This window comes from Actinospongiicola halichondriae, from assembly GCF_049103745.1.
Classification (GTDB): domain Bacteria; phylum Actinomycetota; class Acidimicrobiia; order Acidimicrobiales; family Salinilacustritrichaceae; genus Salinilacustrithrix; species Salinilacustrithrix halichondriae.
In genome coordinates, this window is the sequence record NZ_CP171622.1 from 2,680,522 (window position 1) to 2,696,308 (window position 15,787).

Sequence of the window (15,787 nt, forward strand, 5' to 3'; positions counted from 1 at the left end):
AGGGCACGGTGGCATGAGGCACGTGCTGGGGACAGGAGACTCCCGGCTGCGAGACTGCCCGGGATGGACCGATCCGACACGCTGACCCGGCCGCCGCTGGCGCTGTCGATCGTCTTCGTGATCGTGCTGGTCGAGACCATCGCCGAGATCGCCTTCGTCGTGGCACGCGACGACTACGGCCCCGGAGGGAAAGCCCTGGTCGGAGGCATCTTCGCACTGAAGATCGCCCTGGCATGGTCGGCACGCAGGCTCCGGGCCGGCGGCGCCCTCGGGTTGCTGCTCTTCGAACTCGTCGGCATCCTCGTGGCGATCGGAGCCGACTGGTCCATGGCGCTGCGTCTGTCCCTGGTCGCCTGCGTGATCGCCGTCTACGTCCTCGTGCTCTCGTCGTTGCACGCCTTCCCCACACCGGAGATCCGATGACCGAGCCCACATCCACGAAGAACCCGGGCGTCAGCTACCCGCTGCGCACGAAGGTCGTGATCGTGGTCGTGCTGTTCGTCTCGATCGGCGGGTTCGTCCTCGCCGGACTCCGGACCGACACCGACAACGACGACGGTGTCACGGTCTCCGGAACCGAGACCGGCGGCAACGAGTCGGTGACGCCCAGCACCATCAGCAACGGTGTCGAGGCGATCCGGCCCGGACGAGGGACCGAGGCCTTCGCCCAGGAGTCGATCGAGATCGACCTGTCACCCGGCTGGCGTGGCGAACTGGTCATCCAACCCGACTCCGGCGACGCCATCCCGCTCCCCGAGGACGAGGTCGAGTTCACCAGCCTCAACCAGCTGATCTTCGAACCCGGCGAGGGCAAGGTGATCGAGCGTCTCCCGTCCGGCGACGTCTGCATCCGGGCGACGATCTGGGATCAGGTCCGCGGGCGGTCGGCGACCGAACGCGTCGAGACCTGGTGCTTCGACGTCACCTGACCGACCAGCGCCCTCTGGGGCCGGCTGCGTTCAGGGCAACTCGCCGGTCTCGAGCAGGTGCTCGAAGGCCGCCTCGTCGAGGACGGGCACACCCAACTCCTCGGCTTTGGTGAGCTTGGAGGCTCCGGGGCTCTCGCCGACCACCACTGCCGTCGTCTTCTTCGACACGCTCCCCGGCGCCTTGCCGCCACGCGACTTGATGGCGTGTTCGACCTCGTCGCGGTTGAAGTTGGCCAGTGTCCCGGTGACCACCACCGAGCGTCCCTCGAGCGTCTGGGGCACATCGACCTTCTCCGGGCCTTCGAAGTTCAGGCCGGCCGCACGAAGTCGCTCGAGCAGCGCCCGATTCGGTTCCTGGGCAAACCACGCACACACGGTCTCGGCGATCTTGGTGCCGACCCCGTCGATCGCGGCCACCTGATCGACCCCGTCGTCGGCGGTCGTGGCCTCGATGATCCGGTCGAGGTGGCCGAAGTGCTCGGCGAGCGCCTCGGACGCCGACGGACCGAGATGGCGGATGTTGAGCCCGACGAGCAGGTTGGCGAGCGTGCGGTCCTTCGACGCCTCGATCGCGTCCCGGAGGTTGTCGATCGACGTCTGTCCGTAGCCCTCGAGCTCCAGGATCCGATCGAAGTCGATCTCGTAGATGCTGGCGATGTCGGTCAGGATCCCGAGGTCGAGGAACTGGGCGATGCTCCGCTCCCCCAGTCCTTCGATGTCCATGCTGCCGCGGCCGGCGTAGTACTCGATCGCACCCTGGATCTGGAACGGGCACTCGGGGTGCACGCATCGAGTGTCGGATTCACCCTCCGGACGGACGAGGGTCGACTCGAGCGGACACGGGCACGTCGTCGGGAAGGTCCACTTGCGGAGCCCCTTCTTCCGCGCCGCCAACACCGGACCCACGACCTCGGGGATGACGTCGCCGGCTCGGCGCACGATCACCGTGTCGCCGGGGCGGACGTCCTTGGCCTCGACCTGGTCCTCGTTGTGCAGGGTGGCTCGCTCGACGTTGGCACCACCGACGAAGACCGGTTCGAGGACCGCGAACGGTGTCGTCCGGCCGGTGCGACCGACCGACACCTGGATGTCGAGCAGCCGGGTCGTGCGCTCCTCCGGAGGGAACTTGTAGGCGATCGCCCATCGCGGCGCCCGCGCGGTGAACCCCAACTGGTCGCGCACGGCCAGGTCGGACACCTTGGCCACCGCGCCATCGATCTCGTAGGGCAGGTCGTGGCGATGGTCCTGCCAGTGCTGGCAGAAGGCGATCACGTCGTCGATGGTGTCGACCACGCGGATCTCGGGGTTCACGGCGAAGCCGAGGTCGCGCAGGAGGTCGAACGTCTCCTCGTGCTTCGCGAGCGTCGGCCCGCCCTCGACCGCGCCGAGTTGGTAGCACCACATCGACAGGTCGCGCTCGGCCGTGGCGGCCGGGTCCTTCTGACGGAGGGAACCGGCGGCGGAGTTGCGTGGGTTGATGTAGGGCGCGTGGCCTTCGGCGGCGGCCCGCTCGTTGAGCGCCTCGAAGGCGGCCGAACTCATGTAGACCTCGCCCCGCACCTCGAGGACGCGGGGTGCCCCCTTCGGGAGGGTGACGGGGATCGACTCGATGGTGCGCACGTTGGCGGTGACGTCCTCGCCGACCTTGCCGTCGCCGCGGGTCGCTCCCTGCACGAGACGACCGTCCTCGTAGCGCAGCGAGATCGCGACCCCGTCGATCTTCAGCTCGCACACGTGCGCCAGATCGATCCGTGCGTCGCCCTCACCGACCCCAAGGCGCCGCTGGACGCGGTCCTCCCAGGCCCGGAGCTCGTCGGGGTCGAAGGCGTTGTCCAGGCTCAACAGGGGCGTCGAGTGGACCACCGGCGCAAACGTCTCCGACCGTCGGCCGCTGACGCGATGCGTGGGCGAGTCGGGGCTGTCGAGTGCAGGGAACTCTTCCTCGATCGCTCGCAGCTCGGCGACCAGCGCGTCGTAGTCAGCATCGCTGATCAGCGGGGCGTCATCGACGTAGTACCGCTCGTTGTGCTCGAGCAGTTCGTTCCGCAGCGCCTCGACGCGATGGACCGTTTCTTCGGGCGGGTTGCTCACCCTGGTGAAGTTACGCGCCGGGGGTGACGGTCACGCCCCGACGGCGAGACGAACCCCGAACGACTGGCGCCGGACACGCTCGGCCAACTCGACCGACAGCGACAGGAGGTGCTCGGCCTGCAGGGTGTCGTGGTTCGCCAGCCCGCACTCCGGGGTCACAAGCGCCTGGTCGCGCAGGCGGAGGGCGTCGCAGCCACGCTGCACGAGCTCGCACCAGGTCTCCGAGAGCGCCCGCCACAGCAGCGACGGCTCGCTCCCGATCGGCCGGTTGGTCGGGACGGCGCCCCAGGCGACCCAGCCACCGCGGTCGAGGTGCACACCCAGCGCACCGGCGTGGTCGATCACACTCGCATCGGTGGGCATCGAGACGATCTGCGGGCCGGCCGCGAGCGCCAGACGCCAGTCGGTCTCTCCGCAGCAGTGGAGGCCGGTCACCGCGTAGGGCTCGATGGCGGCGAGCGTGCCCGAGACCAGGTCGACGGCGTGGTCGGCCGGGACGGGGAAGTCGACGTGCGACAGGGCCACGAGGCCGGGCTCGTCGACGAACACGACCTTGGCGGCGAGCGGCGCGACCCGTGTGGCCTCATCGAGCAGCGCGACGGCCCGTTGGCGGACGGCGGCACCGGCGGTGGCGAACGCCCGGTCGGCATGGACGCCGGCTTCGATCAGGCCCAGCGCGAGCGTGACCGGACCGGTCACCTGGAGCTTGATGGGCGCAGTTCGATGGCGTGTCGCCTCGAGGAACGCTCGGGTGCCTCCGAAGGCCGGACCGGCGATGCCGGGGCCCTCGTCGCCGAAGGGATTCCCGGGATCGAGTTCGCCGGTGACCTGGATGACGCCGTCCTCGGCGATGGTGACGCCGCGGAGGCCCCAGGCGCCCTGCGACAGCATCCCCTCACGAGCATCGAGGCGCGGAAGCGACGGCGCAGCGGGAAGATCAGGGCAGGCAGCGAGGGCGACGGAGACCGCGGCATCCACCTGACGGTGGGGCAGGCTGCCGATCGCGGAGGCGGTCCCGACCCGCAGGTTGACGGCCTTCATGACCGATTCACCTGGCTCGAGAACGGGTACGCGGATCCATCGGAACCACGCCCCCCTTGCGTCTCCATGCACACCGGAATAGCGAGCCGGAGGGCCCAGGAGCAAATCTGGGGGTCCCATGTCCGAGTCCACCGCCACTCCGTCCGCTCCCGCTCCCACCCGATCGATCGCCGAGATCGCCCGGTCGGCGTGGCCGTTGCGGGTCGCCTGGCTCATCGTTCCGCTCGTCGCCGGGCCCGCGCTCGCCGATGCCCTGTCCGATCGGAGCCGGTCGGTCCAGGTCGTCGCGTCGACGCTCGCGTGGGCCGGTTGGATCGTCGGACTCGGCGCCATGTCGGTGCTCCGTTCGGCGTCGCTGACCGTCGTCCGGGTCGTCGGTCCGGGTGCACTCGCGGTCGCTGTATGGGCGTCTCTGGGAGCCGACCGACCAGCGTGGGCCGCTGCCGGCGTCGGCATCGGCGCCATCGTGGTGCTGCTGTTGGCCGCGCCGGGCGTGAGCGATGCATTCGTCGACGGTTCGAGCTACGGCACCGAGCAGCGAGTGGCCCTCAAGATCCCTCCGACGCTGCTCGTGCTGCCCGTCCCGTTGTCGTGGCTCGCCGTCGCCGCCGGCGTCGTCACGGGTCCGTTGCTCCTCGCCTCGTCCCAGTGGGTCGCGGGTGGCATCGCGCTGGTGGTCGGCGCGGCGCTCGCGTTCCTCGGCGCCCGCCAACTGCACCTGTTGAGCCGCCGCTGGCTCGTCTTCGTTCCCGCCGGCCTGGTCGTGCACGACCCGTTCTCGCTGACCGATCCCATCCTCTTCCCGCGCACCTCGGTGGCTCGGGTGGGGCCGGCGGTCGCCGACGCCGCCGGCGCCGAAGACGTCGTCGACTCGACCGGCGGAGCGCTTGGTCTCGCGCTCGAGGTCCGCAGCCACGAGGCGATCAAGGTGGGGCTGCGCACCGGACGATCGCTCGACGAGCGCGAGGGCGTGCTCGCCATCCTCGTGACGCCGACGCAGCCGGCGACGACCCTCGAGATCGCCCGAGCGAAACGCCTGCCCGTCGGCTGATCGGTCGAACCGTGGTCCTCGGCGACCGCCCGAACCGGACAAGCCCGGGAAACTCAACGTCCCAGGCGTCGGGGGCCGACGATTATTGCGTCGAGTTCGAACGCGTTGGGTCCGGAACGGTCGCGCTGGAGCGCACTGCCACGCCACCACCGACGACGAGGTCGTCGTGGTAGAGCACCACCGACTGGCCGGGGGCGATGCGGCGGCGGGGGCGGTCGAAGGTCACCGTGGCGCCGGCGCCCTCGATCGAGACCCGGCCCGGAAGGGGTTCACCGTGCGCACTGCACTGTACGAGCACCTCGCCCTCGATCGGGTCGTGGGCCCAGACCACCTGTTCCAGCGTCACCGAGTCCGAGTGCAACGCCGCCTTGTCGCCGATGGTCACCCGGGCCTCCGACACGTCGACGTCGACCACGTAGCGCGGGGTGTCGAAGCCGCCGAGGTCGAGCCCACGCCGCTGGCCGATCGTCACCAGCTCGACCGCGTCGACCGATCCGACCCGTGCGCCGGACTCGTCGACGATCTCGCCGGGATGGAGGTCGACCCGCCCGTCGAGGAAACCGCTGCGGCCCTGCGTCGACGTGATGAAACACACGTCCTGGCTGTCGGGCTTCGACGCGATCTTCAACCCCAGGCGGGCGGCCTCGGCCCGCACCTCGTCCTTGGTGACGTGGCCGATGGGGAACGACACCCGTCCGAGCACCGACCCCGGAACGACGTAGAGCACGTAGCTCTGGTCCTTGGCCAGGTCGTGGCCACGCTGGAGATGCGGACGGCCCGATGCGTCGTGGCCGATCCGCACGTGGTGGCCGGTGGCGACGTGGTCGAAGCCGAGTGCGTCGGCCCGACGAAGCAACCGATCGAACTTGAGGTGCCGGTTGCACTCGATGCAGGGATTGGGCGTCAGCCCCGCCTGGTGCGACGCGACGTAGGGGTCGATCACGTCTCGGGCGAAGTCGTCGCCGAAGTTGAAGACGTGGTGAGCGATGCCGAGATGGTCGGCGACACGGCGGGCATCGTCGACGTCGGACACCGAGCAGCAACCGCTGTCGCTCTCGCCGCCCCACAGCTTCATGGTCACGCCGACGACCTCGTGGCCCTGCTCGAGCAGGAGCGCGGCCGCGACGGACGAGTCCACTCCCCCGGACATGGCGACGAGAACCCGGCTCATGCGAACAACCGCAGGCGCTCGACAGCGGCGGGTACGGCGTCGATGGCGAGATCGACGTCGGCATCGGTCGACGACCATCCGAGCGAGAGACGCAGACTTCCCTCGGCGACGGCCCGGTCGACGCCCATGGCGGCGAGCACGTGGCTCGGCTCCTGCGCCCCCGACGAACACGATGATGCGGCAGAGGCGAACACCTCGCGGTCCTCGAGCAGGACCAGGAGCGCTTCGGCCTCGACCCCGGGGAGGCACACGTGACAGTTGCCCGCGACCTTGCCCGACCGGTCGCCGTCGACGACGGCGGTCTCGATCGCACCGTCGATGCGGGCGAGGAGTCCGTCGGCCAGTCGATCGCGGAGCGCGCCGATGCGATCCACCGATGCGGAGCGATCGCGAACGGTGACGGCGGCCGCAGCGGCGGCCCCGACGATGCCGGCGACGTTCTGGGTGCCGGAGCGTCGCCCACGTTCCTGCCCGCCACCCAGCAGTTGTGAGCGGAGCGAGACCTCGGGACGGACGGCGAGCACGCCGACGCCCTGGGGTCCGCCGAACTTGTGAGCCGACAGCGACAGCAGGTCGACGCCGGCCGCAGCCGTCGGGAGGTCGAGCCAGGACAACGCCTGCACGGCATCGGTGTGGAACAGCGCGTCGGGCGCATGCGTACGCACGATCTCGAGCACGGCCCAGAGGTCGGCGATCACGCCGGTCTCGTTGTTGACCGCCATCACCGACACGAGCGAGACGTCGTCGTCGAGCAGCGACACCAAGTGGTCGAGATCGACCTGCCCCGCGGCATCGACGCCGACGATGCGTCCTCCACGCGACTCGACCGTGTGCAGGACCGCGTGGTGCTCGGACGCTGGACACACCGGGACGCCCCCGCGGGCGTCGATCACCCCGTCGATCGCGAGATCGTCGGCCTCGGTGCCACCGGCCGTGAAGACGATGTCGCCCGGGTCGAATCCCGTGGCCTCGGCGAACACGTCGCGGGCGTCGTCGATCACGCGACGGGCGTCACGCGCCAGTCGGTGCGCGCCGGACGGGTTGCCGACGCGGTCGCCCAGCCAGGGCAGCATCGCGTCTCGTGCTTCGGGGCGGACCGGGGTCGTGGCCGCGTGGTCGAGGTAAGCCACCGCGCGAGGCTACGACGAACCGGGCGTGGTCCCCCATGTGCCGGGTCTGATCCCCCAGGTGGACGACAGCGGATCGTCCTGCCACACGGGCGGCGGGATGGCCCCCGGCGGAAGGAAGGTGTTGGCCCACACGTCGGGTCCGGACGCCGACGGCACGTGTCGGGCCTGGTAGGCGGCGGCGATCGCGACGAGGAACGTCTCGGCAGGGTGCTGGGCCGGGACCTCGACGCGGAGCCGGTCGGCGATCCAGGCAGCCAACTCGCGGGCACGCTCGTCGCGCGGCTGCATCCGCATCTCGTGGACGCGCAGCAAGAAGGTTCGGACCAGCACGTACTCCTCGTCCCGCAGCGCCGACACGTCGAGCCCGGCGACGTAGGCGTTCCAGCCGTAGGGAGGCTGGAAGATGATCGGCTGCGCGTAGGCGCCGGCCTGGCGCTCACGGATCACGATCGTCCCGGCGGCGATGTCGCCCAGGCGCTGGCTCTGGCGGGTCGTCAGCGACGCGAGCACCGCGACGCTCCCGAAGCCGAGGACGAAGTCGACGAGGCCGAGGGCGGAGCGGATGGCCGCATGACGGAACCGGACCGGCGCACCCTCGATCGTGATCACCCGGAGACCGACGAGCATCTTGCCCACGGTCTTGCCGTTCCACATCGTCTCGCACACCACGGGATAGACGAGCAGCACGGCGAATCCGCTCGCGATGAGGACGACCGTCACGAAGGTCTCGCCGAGTGCCGGAGCGGCGAGGCTGAACCCGAAGAGCACCGCCCACAGGAGACCGAGGCGGACGCCGAGGTCGGCGAGGAAGGCGAGCGCCCGGCTGCCCAGACCTGCTTCGGCGAACTCGAGGAGCACGGCCTCGGGCGTGACGATCCCGCCGGAGGGCGCCGCTGCCCTGGACTCGTGCGCCGTGGGTGCCACCACGGGTCGCTACCGTACCGGGCACCGTGGACGTCGATCGCTTCATCTCGATGCACAAGCCCGCCTGGGATCGGCTCGCGTACCTCTCCAAGCGGGGGCGCAACGGCGGCAAGTCGCTCGAACCCGACGAGCTGGACGAGCTCGTGCACCTCTACCAACGGGTGTCCGGCCATCTCGCGCACGCCCGCGTCGCCTACCGCGACCCGTCGCTCGACGCCCGCCTGACGACGATCGTCGCCGACGCCAACGCCGCCATCTACAGCACCCGGACGTCGGCGGCCACGGCGATCCGCCGCTTCGTGTTCTCGTCGTTCCCCGGGGCGGTGTGGCGCATCCGTCGCTTCGTCCTCGCGAGCGCCCTGCTCACCCTCGTGCCCGGGATCCTGGTCGGTGCGTGGATCGCCAACTCGGACGCCGCACTCGATGCGTCGGGCCCGGAGGCGGTCCGGGCGGCATACGTCGAGGAGGAGTTCGCCGACTACTACTCGTCGGAGCCGGCAGCGCAGTTCGCCGCCGGCGTCACATTCAACAACATCCGGGTGGCGATCACGGCCTTCGCACTGGGGATCTTCGCCTGCGTCGGCACCGCCGCGATCCTGGTCTTCAACGGCGCCAACGTGGGCGTCGCCGGTGGGCTGTTCGCCGCCGTGGGCGAGCAGGGACGCTTCTGGGGGCTGATCCTCCCCCACGGCCTGCTCGAGTTGACGGCGGTCATCGTCGCGGGCGGCGCCGGACTCCGATTGGGATGGGCGCTGATCGACCCCGGTGACCGCACGCGGATCGGCGCGCTCACCGACGAGGGCCGCCGATCGGTGCTCGTCGTGCTCGGTCTCATCGGGGCGTTCGTCGTCGCCGGCCTGATCGAGGGGTTCGTCACCGGTAGCCCGCTCCCGACCGCGGCGCGGATCGCCGTCGGTGTCGCGGTCGAGGCCGCGTTCCTGGCCTACATCTTCCGGTTCGGTCGTTCGGCCGAGTCCGAGGAGTCCGTGCTCGCCGGGATCTGACTCAGGGGGCGTCGGGAAGCCGGACGGATCCGTCGTCGGCCAGCGGCCAGTAGGGGTTGTGGGCCACCTCCCACGGGTGACCGTCGGGGTCGAGGAAGACGCCGTTGTAGCCGCCCCAGAACGCCTTCGATGCAGCGCGACCGATCGTGGCGCCCGCCGCTTCGGCCTCGACCAGCAGTCGGTCGACCTCGTCGGGAGAGTCGACGTTGTGGGCGAGGGTGATGCCGCCCCAGCCGCCGTTGTCGGTCACGGCGCTGTCCTCGGCCAACTCGTCGCGGCTCCAGAGTCCGACCACCATGCCACCGGCCTGGAAGAACACGACGTCGCCGCCGGGCGGCGACTGGCCCGACCAGCCGAGCGCCTCGTAGAACGCCTTCGACCGTCCGAGGTCGGCGACACCCAGGGTGATGACGGACACGCGTTGCTCCACGAGACGAGCTTCGCACGTCCCTGGCGGTCAGAGGCGGCCGGACGCCTTCATCTCGAGGTACGCGTCGCCGAGCATCGCCGCCAGTCGCTCCGGGGGCGCATCGACCACGGTGGCGCCGGCGGCGCGCAGGCGCGCAGCGGCGCGGGCCCGAGATCGAAGCGTGCGAGCCGCGGCGGCCTGCCGGTAGGCCGACTCCTCGTCGGTCACCGGCGCCTCGGCCCACTCGCGCACACGCGGATCCTGGATCGCCCCGACGAGGATCAGATGCGACCGGGTGAGCACGGGCAGCGCGGGGAGGAGCGACTCGCCCACCGCCTGCTCGACGAGGTCGGTGAGCAGGACGATCAGCGCGCGCCGACGGAAGTGGGCGAGCGTGTGGTGGAACGCGCCGGCGTAGTCGCTGTCGACCAGCGACGGTTCGAGTTCGTACAGCGCATCGGTGACCTTGCCGAGTTGGCCACGGCCGTGGCTCGGCTGGACGACCGCACGGACGGAACGATCGAACGCGAGGAGCCCGCAACGGTCTCCGAGTCGGGTGGCGACGGTGGTGATGAGGAGCGCAGCGTCCATGGCGAACTCGGCGCGCGGCACCCCTTCGGTGGCGTCGCTGGCGACTCGGCCCGCCATCACACGGCCGTTGTCGAAGAGCACCACGACGTTCTGGTTCCGCTCGGCCCGGAACGTCCGCACGATCGGCCGTCCGGCGCGGGCCGTGGCCGACCAGTCGATGCGACGGAACTCGTCGTCGACGGTGTACTCGCGGAGCTGGTCGAACTCGGTGCCGCCACCACGTCCCTTCGCCGAACGGAGGCCGACCTCGAGGATGCGAGCACGGTCGATGCGCAGCTCGGCCTCCTCACGAGACCGGAAGCGGGGGTACACCCGCAGGGTCGCCGGACGTTGCACACGACCCTGTCGCGCGGCCAGGCCGAGCGGTCCGTCGGCGCGCCACACCAGCTCCGTCGGTTCGAAGCGGCCGCGGCGCGTGGGTGCCAGCGACGTCGAGACCGTGAGGACACCTCGTGCGGGAACGACGCCGGAGAAACGGCGGCTCCCGGCTCGTAGGCTCGGGGCGAGTTCGTCGGCCACGGCGATGCGGAACGAGCGCCCGCGGAGGTCACGGACGCGCCAGGTCACCTCGTCCGTGCCGCCCAGCGTGATCACCTTCGGGAGGCGACGCTCGATCTCGAACGACCGTTCGCGGGGCGCCAATGCCCAGTCGATGACGACGAGCGCCAGCAACGCTCCGTTGACCAGCAGCAGACGGGCGGCGAACGTCCCCGGGACCACGGCGACCGCGACAGCAGCGACGAGCGCCGCGATCGCGAGACGAGGGGTGGGGATCGGCACGACGGGTCAGCGGGGCGCGGGAACGGTGGCCAGGATGCCGTCGAGGACGGCGTCCGGTGTGGTGCCCTCGAGCTCGAGCTCCGGTCGGACCTGGATGCGATGGCGGAGCGTGGGACGAGCGACCGCCTTCACCTCGTCGGGAGTGACGAAGGTCCGCCCGGCGAGCCAGGCCCAGGCCTTGGACGCATGGAGGAGCCACGAGGCACCACGAGGCGAGACACCGAGCGACAGCGACGAACTCTCACGTGTGGCTCGGGCGATGGCCACGATGTAGGCGAGGATCTGTGGGTCGACGGCGATGGCGTCGACCTCGGCTCGGCCCGCATCGAGATCGGCGACGCCGGCGACCGCCCGTACACCGGCGGCGATCGGGTCGTGGGGGTCGAGCCCGGAGTGGTGGCGAGCCAGGATCTCCTGCTCCTGGGCGGCGTCGGGGTAGCCGACCTGGAGCTTGAACAGGAATCGGTCGAGCTGCGCCTCGGGCAGCGGATACGTGCCCTCGTATTCGACGGGGTTCTGCGTGGCGATGACGACGAACGGCTCCGGGAGCATGCGGGCGTCGCCCTCGACGGAGACCTGCCGCTCCTCCATGGCCTCGAGCAGCGCGGCCTGGGTCTTGGGCGGCGTGCGGTTGATCTCGTCGGCGAGGAGCACGTTCGTGAACGCGGGGCCCTCGCGGAAGCGGAACCCGGTGCCGGAGTCGTAGATGACCTGCCCCAGGACGTCGGACGGCATGAGGTCCGGCGTGAACTGGACGCGCTTGAAGTCGAGGTCGAAGGCCGCCGACACCGTCTTGACGAGCAGCGTCTTGGCCACGCCCGGCACGCCTTCGAGGAGGACGTGCCCTCGCACCAACAGCGCAGCGACGATGCCGGACAGCACACCGTCCTGACCGACGATGACCTTGCCGACCTCGTCTCGGACGGCGAGCACGGCGTCGCGTGCGGGACTAGCGGATGGCTGATCGGTCATGGGTGAGCTCCTCACGGATGCGGTTGAGCAGATGGGCGACCTCGACGAGCAGTTCGTCGGAGGTGACGGGATCGGAGGTGGCACGTCGGACCTCGACGTCGTCGAGTGAGGTCCGGGCCGCGATGGTCGACTCGACCACGTCGACCGGTGCGTCGAGGGGAAGACCCAGCAACGACGACAGGTCCCGGCGGGCGTGGTCGCGCAGGATGGCTGCAGCCCGGTCCGGGCGGCGGTTGTTCTGGAGCAGACGACCCACGGCGTTGGTGAGCTCCGAGCCCTGGATCTGGACGGGTTGCGGCTCGGTGACCGGACGACCCAGCCGACGCGCCCGCCACAGGACGACGACGAGGAACACCACCAGCAACTGTGCGAGCGCCGCTCGGACCGGCGTCCCGATGAGGTCGACGAGGCCCTGGTCGCCGCTGCCGGCGAGCACCGGCCGCACGAAGGCAGCACGCCGCCCCTCTCCCGACAACAGCGCCCCGGCCAACACGGCGTTGTCGTCCTCGTCGAGCAGGTCGTTGGTGAACACGCTCGGCCCGCCGAGGCTCACGATCCGCCCCTCGCCACTGGCCTCGCTCACGAGGAACGCCTCTCCCGACGGCGACGCGAAACACGTCTCGCTCTCGTCCGGCGTCTGATAGCGGCGGCTCACCCCGACGTCGATCGTGGCCACGTCCTCGAGGCCTTCGACGGCACACCGTCCCGACACGACGTCGATGACGCCGGCACCCACCCTCGGGCTGAACAGCGACGAAGGATCGGCCACGACGAGTGTTCCGCCTCGGCGGACCCACCCCTCGATGTCGTCGGCCTGATCACGCGGGAAACGGTCCTCCAGGACGAGGGCGACGTCGACGTCGGAGGCCGGGACACCCTCGACGACCTCGATCGAGCCACCGAGGCGTCCCACGAGTTCGACCACCGCCTTCGCACCGTCGGGCGATGTCGAGGCCGGGTCGAGCGGGGCACCGGGGTTCTGGCGCGACGACCCGAAGTACGCACCGCCGAGCACGACCACGGCGATGACGCCGATCCAGATCCAGCGGCGGTTCACGTCGAGACCACCCTGGCGTCTCGTCGACGCGCTGCGGCCTCGACGGCCTCACACTCGGACACGAACGTTGCGTAGGCGGCGGCGTCGACGGACTGGTCGCCGTACCAGACCCCGTCGAAACGGTCGGTGACGCTGGCGAGACGATCCGCCTCGTCGACGAGCACTGTGGCGGCGGCTCGTCGGTACTCGCCTGCGGTCCGGCCCGCGACGTCTTCGACGACCTGCTCCGTGACCAGGTGCGCCACCAGCGCCTGGTGGCGGCATCGCAGCGCGCCCCGGTGGTCACCGGTCGCGGCGAGCCGGTCGGCCTCGTCGAGCCAGACCGTGGCGTCTCGCGACGTCTCGGTGCCGTACTCGAGCGCGTCGTCACCCCGATCCCGGCCGACGCGGGGGACGCGGAGCGCCCGCACCACCAGCCAGATCGCCGCGGCGACCAGCGCCACGACCACGACCCACGCGATCCCCGTACCCGGACCACCGCCGGGCAGGGTCCCGAACGCCGACCCCATCTGCTCGAAGATCCACTCGATCGCACGGTCGAGCAAGCTCTGCGTGGGCTCGGCATACGCGCCGTCGCGGAGGATGTCGTCGGCCGCACGACGAGCGTCGTCGGGGTCGATGGGCGGGTTTCCGTCGAGACCACCGAGCAACGGTCCGAGGTGGGCAAGCGTCATGGCTCGATCAGCGCCTGGACCCGCCGCTGGATGTCGTAGCCCTCGGACCGACTCCGCAGGTCGAGGTGGTAGAGGATGGCGACCCCGGCGGTGAACGGCGCCACCACGAGCTCGGAGAAGGTCGACCCCGCCGACCGGATCAGCCAGTTCCAGTCGTCGGCCACCACGAGCGTCGCCACCTCGGGGATCAGCTGGAAGCCGAAACCGACGATCGTGCTGAGGAGCCCCACGAGCAGCGGCACCCCCATCGAACGCCAGAAGCGCGTCCCGGTGAGCTGCGTCGACCGGACCAGCGCGCGGAACGGTCCGACGTGCTCGGCCACGACCACCGGACTCACGATCTGGAGGAACGCCATCACGATGTAGGCGCCGATGCCCAGGCCGACCAGGCCGACGACCTCGAGCACGTGGACCACGACGACCGCGACCAGGAGTGCCGGCGCCCGACGCAGCGTCGCCAGCACGATGACCGACGGCGCACGGCGGACTCCGGCGTACCAGTCGTGGACCAGCATCGTCATGGCGCCGGTGAGCAACGCCAGCGACGACATGCTCGCGACCAGCGTCGCCGCGAGCGTCCCCGCGCCGGTGAGCTCGCCCGATTCGCCGAAACCGAGCGTCGACGTCGTGTCACCCAGGCCGGTACCGGCGAAACCGCCGCCGCCGATGACATCGCGGAGCAACACCGCCGACAGGACCTGGATCGGCACCACGAACACCGTGGCGAGGATGAGTACGTCGCGCGGACGGCGTTTGAGGATGTCGAACGATCCGTCCAGGAGGTCGGGGATCGTCATCGGCCGCAGCGGGACAGGCGGTGGCGGCAGTGGGGCCGCCCCGGCGGACGGACCCGATGCCGCAGTCGAGGACGGCGTGTCGACGTCGACCGGACGCGACGGCTGGGGCGCCGACGCCCCGGGCATCGCCCAGGACGAGCTCATCGGAACCGTCCTCGGGGTTCGACACGCGGTGTCGTACGTCCACACGAAGGGCATCCGGTCTCGTCGATCGTCGCCGCGATGCCGGTGGCGACGCGCAACCACACGCTGCCGTGCCATCCCACCGCCGACCACACGAGTTCGCCGTCGACGACCTCGACGAGCTCGTCCTCGGGCCAGGTGTGGAAGCCGGTGCCGCCGGGGCAGCTGACCCACGCAGCCCGTGCCGCCGGCGCCTTCCACCACTCGGCCATCGGCAGGTCGATCTCGGGCAGCGGAGCCGGATCGTGGCCGGCGTCGACGGCCAGTGCCCGAACGGACGACGGGATCACATCGGCCAACGAGCCCAGCGTCGTCGCCGACCCGGCGAGGACGGTCGGCGACGCGGTCGCCAACAGGTCGGCTGCTCGCTCCAGGCCACACGTCAGGAACGAGACCCCGGCGTTGCGGCAGCCGAGGACCATCTGCCAGTGCGTGGTCGAGCCATCGCCGTCGCCGACGAGGAGCACCCGGTCGTCGGAGCGGACACCGGATGTCGCCCATCCACGACGGCCCAGCGTCGCCAGCCGGTCCAGGTCGGTCGCGGTGTTGGCCACGAACAGGTGGTCGTCCACGGTGCGCTCGTGGGTCCAGAGGACCGGCTTGTACGACGGGTCGATGTTCCGGCGTGCGAAGTCGTCGCGGCGGCCGGTCACGTCGGCGAAGAGGAACCGCACCTGGTCGGCGATCGGCGCCGACCGACCGAAGCCGTCCTCGCCTGGTTCGAGGACGAACCCCCGCCCGTCGCCCAGTTCGGCGATGTCGGTCATCGGCAACGCTCGCAGCGCTTCCGGCGTCGAGCGGCGCGGGCGATCGATCCCGTGCTCGTCCAGCACCCCGGCCAACGCCGACGAGTACGAACGCACCGTCGTGCCGAGCCAACGACGAAGGCGGTCGTCGCGCTCGGAGGTGTACTGCGCTGGCCGCCGGTGGTCCTCCGTCATCCGCTGTCACGCTACCCATGGCCCTCGACCGTGATGTCCGCA

General features: G+C 70.6%; 16 protein-coding genes. 4 read left to right on the top strand and 12 right to left on the bottom strand.

Going from position 1 to position 15,787, the window contains the following annotated elements:
- Window positions 1-63 precede the first annotated feature (63 nt).
- Both AB8619_RS13165 and AB8619_RS13170 read left to right on the top strand, forming a co-directional pair.
- On the top strand, window positions 64-423 hold the full coding sequence (locus tag AB8619_RS13165; RefSeq protein WP_436793086.1) for a hypothetical protein: 360 nt from the start codon (window positions 64-66) through the stop codon (window positions 421-423).
- Complete coding sequence (locus AB8619_RS13170; RefSeq protein WP_436793087.1) at window positions 420-929, top strand: hypothetical protein; 510 nt, start codon at window positions 420-422, stop codon at window positions 927-929. Before AB8619_RS13165 ends, AB8619_RS13170 begins: the two co-directional genes overlap by 4 nt.
- A gap of 30 nt (window positions 930-959) precedes the next feature.
- Here AB8619_RS13170 and ligA read toward each other — a convergent pair whose 3' ends face one another.
- Together ligA and AB8619_RS13180 are read right to left on the bottom strand one after the other, a co-directional pair.
- Window positions 960-3,020 (bottom strand): NAD-dependent DNA ligase LigA, encoded by a 2,061-nt coding sequence (ligA, locus tag AB8619_RS13175; RefSeq protein WP_436793088.1) that lies wholly within the window; start codon window positions 3,018-3,020, stop codon window positions 960-962.
- Window positions 3,021-3,050: 30 nt separating this feature from the next.
- The gene (locus AB8619_RS13180; RefSeq protein ID WP_436793089.1) at window positions 3,051-4,061 is read right to left on the bottom strand and encodes a hypothetical protein; all 1,011 of its coding nucleotides are present in this window, start codon (window positions 4,059-4,061) and stop codon (window positions 3,051-3,053) included.
- Between the two features lie 118 nt (window positions 4,062-4,179).
- Between AB8619_RS13180 and AB8619_RS13185 the strand changes: the two genes are divergently transcribed.
- The gene (locus AB8619_RS13185; protein ID WP_436793090.1) at window positions 4,180-5,112 is read left to right on the top strand and encodes a hypothetical protein; all 933 of its coding nucleotides are present in this window, start codon (window positions 4,180-4,182) and stop codon (window positions 5,110-5,112) included.
- Window positions 5,113-5,194: 82 nt separating this feature from the next.
- Here the strand turns inward: AB8619_RS13185 and mnmA are convergent, their stop codons facing one another.
- The 3 genes from mnmA to AB8619_RS13200 are packed head-to-tail and all read right to left on the bottom strand — an operon-like array spanning window position 5,195 to window position 8,340.
- Window positions 5,195-6,283 (bottom strand): tRNA 2-thiouridine(34) synthase MnmA, encoded by a 1,089-nt coding sequence (gene mnmA / locus AB8619_RS13190; RefSeq protein WP_436793091.1) that lies wholly within the window; start codon window positions 6,281-6,283, stop codon window positions 5,195-5,197.
- The gene (locus AB8619_RS13195; protein WP_436793092.1) at window positions 6,280-7,413 is read right to left on the bottom strand and encodes a cysteine desulfurase family protein; all 1,134 of its coding nucleotides are present in this window, start codon (window positions 7,411-7,413) and stop codon (window positions 6,280-6,282) included. The genes mnmA and AB8619_RS13195 overlap by 4 nt, the downstream gene beginning before the upstream one ends.
- 9 nt (window positions 7,414-7,422) lie before the next feature.
- Entirely contained in the window at window positions 7,423-8,340 is a 918-nt protein-coding gene (locus AB8619_RS13200; RefSeq protein WP_436793093.1) for an RDD family protein, read from the bottom strand.
- 23 nt (window positions 8,341-8,363) lie between these two features.
- Between AB8619_RS13200 and AB8619_RS13205 the strand changes: the two genes are divergently transcribed.
- Window positions 8,364-9,341, top strand: coding sequence for a stage II sporulation protein M (locus AB8619_RS13205; protein WP_436793094.1), 978 nt, complete (start codon window positions 8,364-8,366; stop codon window positions 9,339-9,341).
- A gap of 1 nt (window position 9,342) precedes the next feature.
- On the opposite strand, the gene AB8619_RS13210 is transcribed toward AB8619_RS13205, so the two are convergent.
- From AB8619_RS13210 to AB8619_RS13240, 7 genes are read right to left on the bottom strand one after another with little or no spacing between them, the layout of a single operon-like run.
- Entirely contained in the window at window positions 9,343-9,771 is a 429-nt protein-coding gene (locus tag AB8619_RS13210) for a VOC family protein (RefSeq protein WP_436793095.1), read from the bottom strand.
- Between the two features lie 27 nt (window positions 9,772-9,798).
- The gene (locus tag AB8619_RS13215; RefSeq protein WP_436793096.1) at window positions 9,799-11,121 is read right to left on the bottom strand and encodes a DUF58 domain-containing protein; all 1,323 of its coding nucleotides are present in this window, start codon (window positions 11,119-11,121) and stop codon (window positions 9,799-9,801) included.
- Between the two features lie 6 nt (window positions 11,122-11,127).
- A complete protein-coding gene (locus AB8619_RS13220) occupies window positions 11,128-12,093 on the bottom strand; it encodes an AAA family ATPase (RefSeq protein WP_436793097.1) in 966 nt (321 codons plus the stop codon).
- Window positions 12,071-13,150 (bottom strand): DUF4350 domain-containing protein, encoded by a 1,080-nt coding sequence (locus tag AB8619_RS13225; RefSeq protein WP_436793098.1) that lies wholly within the window; start codon window positions 13,148-13,150, stop codon window positions 12,071-12,073. Before AB8619_RS13225 ends, AB8619_RS13220 begins: the two co-directional genes overlap by 23 nt.
- On the bottom strand, window positions 13,147-13,824 hold the full coding sequence (locus AB8619_RS13230) for a DUF4129 domain-containing protein (RefSeq protein WP_436793099.1): 678 nt from the start codon (window positions 13,822-13,824) through the stop codon (window positions 13,147-13,149). Before AB8619_RS13230 ends, AB8619_RS13225 begins: the two co-directional genes overlap by 4 nt.
- The gene (locus tag AB8619_RS13235; RefSeq protein ID WP_436793100.1) at window positions 13,821-14,765 is read right to left on the bottom strand and encodes a hypothetical protein; all 945 of its coding nucleotides are present in this window, start codon (window positions 14,763-14,765) and stop codon (window positions 13,821-13,823) included. Before AB8619_RS13235 ends, AB8619_RS13230 begins: the two co-directional genes overlap by 4 nt.
- On the bottom strand, window positions 14,762-15,745 hold the full coding sequence (locus AB8619_RS13240; RefSeq protein ID WP_436793101.1) for a hypothetical protein: 984 nt from the start codon (window positions 15,743-15,745) through the stop codon (window positions 14,762-14,764). The genes AB8619_RS13235 and AB8619_RS13240 overlap by 4 nt, the downstream gene beginning before the upstream one ends.
- Window positions 15,746-15,787 lie beyond the last annotated feature (42 nt).

What these genes read in the sequence shown, in the direction of transcription:
- AB8619_RS13165 (WP_436793086.1), top strand. Translation starts at nt 64, where the DNA reads ATGGACCGATCCGACACGCTGACCCGGCCGCCGCTGGCGCTGTCGATC.
- AB8619_RS13170 (WP_436793087.1), top strand. Translation starts at nt 420, where the DNA reads ATGACCGAGCCCACATCCACGAAGAACCCGGGCGTCAGCTACCCGCTG.
- AB8619_RS13180 (WP_436793089.1), bottom strand. Translation starts at nt 4,061, where the DNA reads ATGAAGGCCGTCAACCTGCGGGTCGGGACCGCCTCCGCGATCGGCAGC.
- AB8619_RS13185 (WP_436793090.1), top strand. Translation starts at nt 4,180, where the DNA reads ATGTCCGAGTCCACCGCCACTCCGTCCGCTCCCGCTCCCACCCGATCG.
- mnmA (WP_436793091.1), bottom strand. Translation starts at nt 6,283, where the DNA reads ATGAGCCGGGTTCTCGTCGCCATGTCCGGGGGAGTGGACTCGTCCGTC.
- AB8619_RS13220 (WP_436793097.1), bottom strand. Translation starts at nt 12,093, where the DNA reads ATGACCGATCAGCCATCCGCTAGTCCCGCACGCGACGCCGTGCTCGCC.
- AB8619_RS13230 (WP_436793099.1), bottom strand. Translation starts at nt 13,824, where the DNA reads ATGACGCTTGCCCACCTCGGACCGTTGCTCGGTGGTCTCGACGGAAAC.
- AB8619_RS13235 (WP_436793100.1), bottom strand. Translation starts at nt 14,765, where the DNA reads ATGAGCTCGTCCTGGGCGATGCCCGGGGCGTCGGCGCCCCAGCCGTCG.
- AB8619_RS13240 (WP_436793101.1), bottom strand. Translation starts at nt 15,745, where the DNA reads ATGACGGAGGACCACCGGCGGCCAGCGCAGTACACCTCCGAGCGCGAC.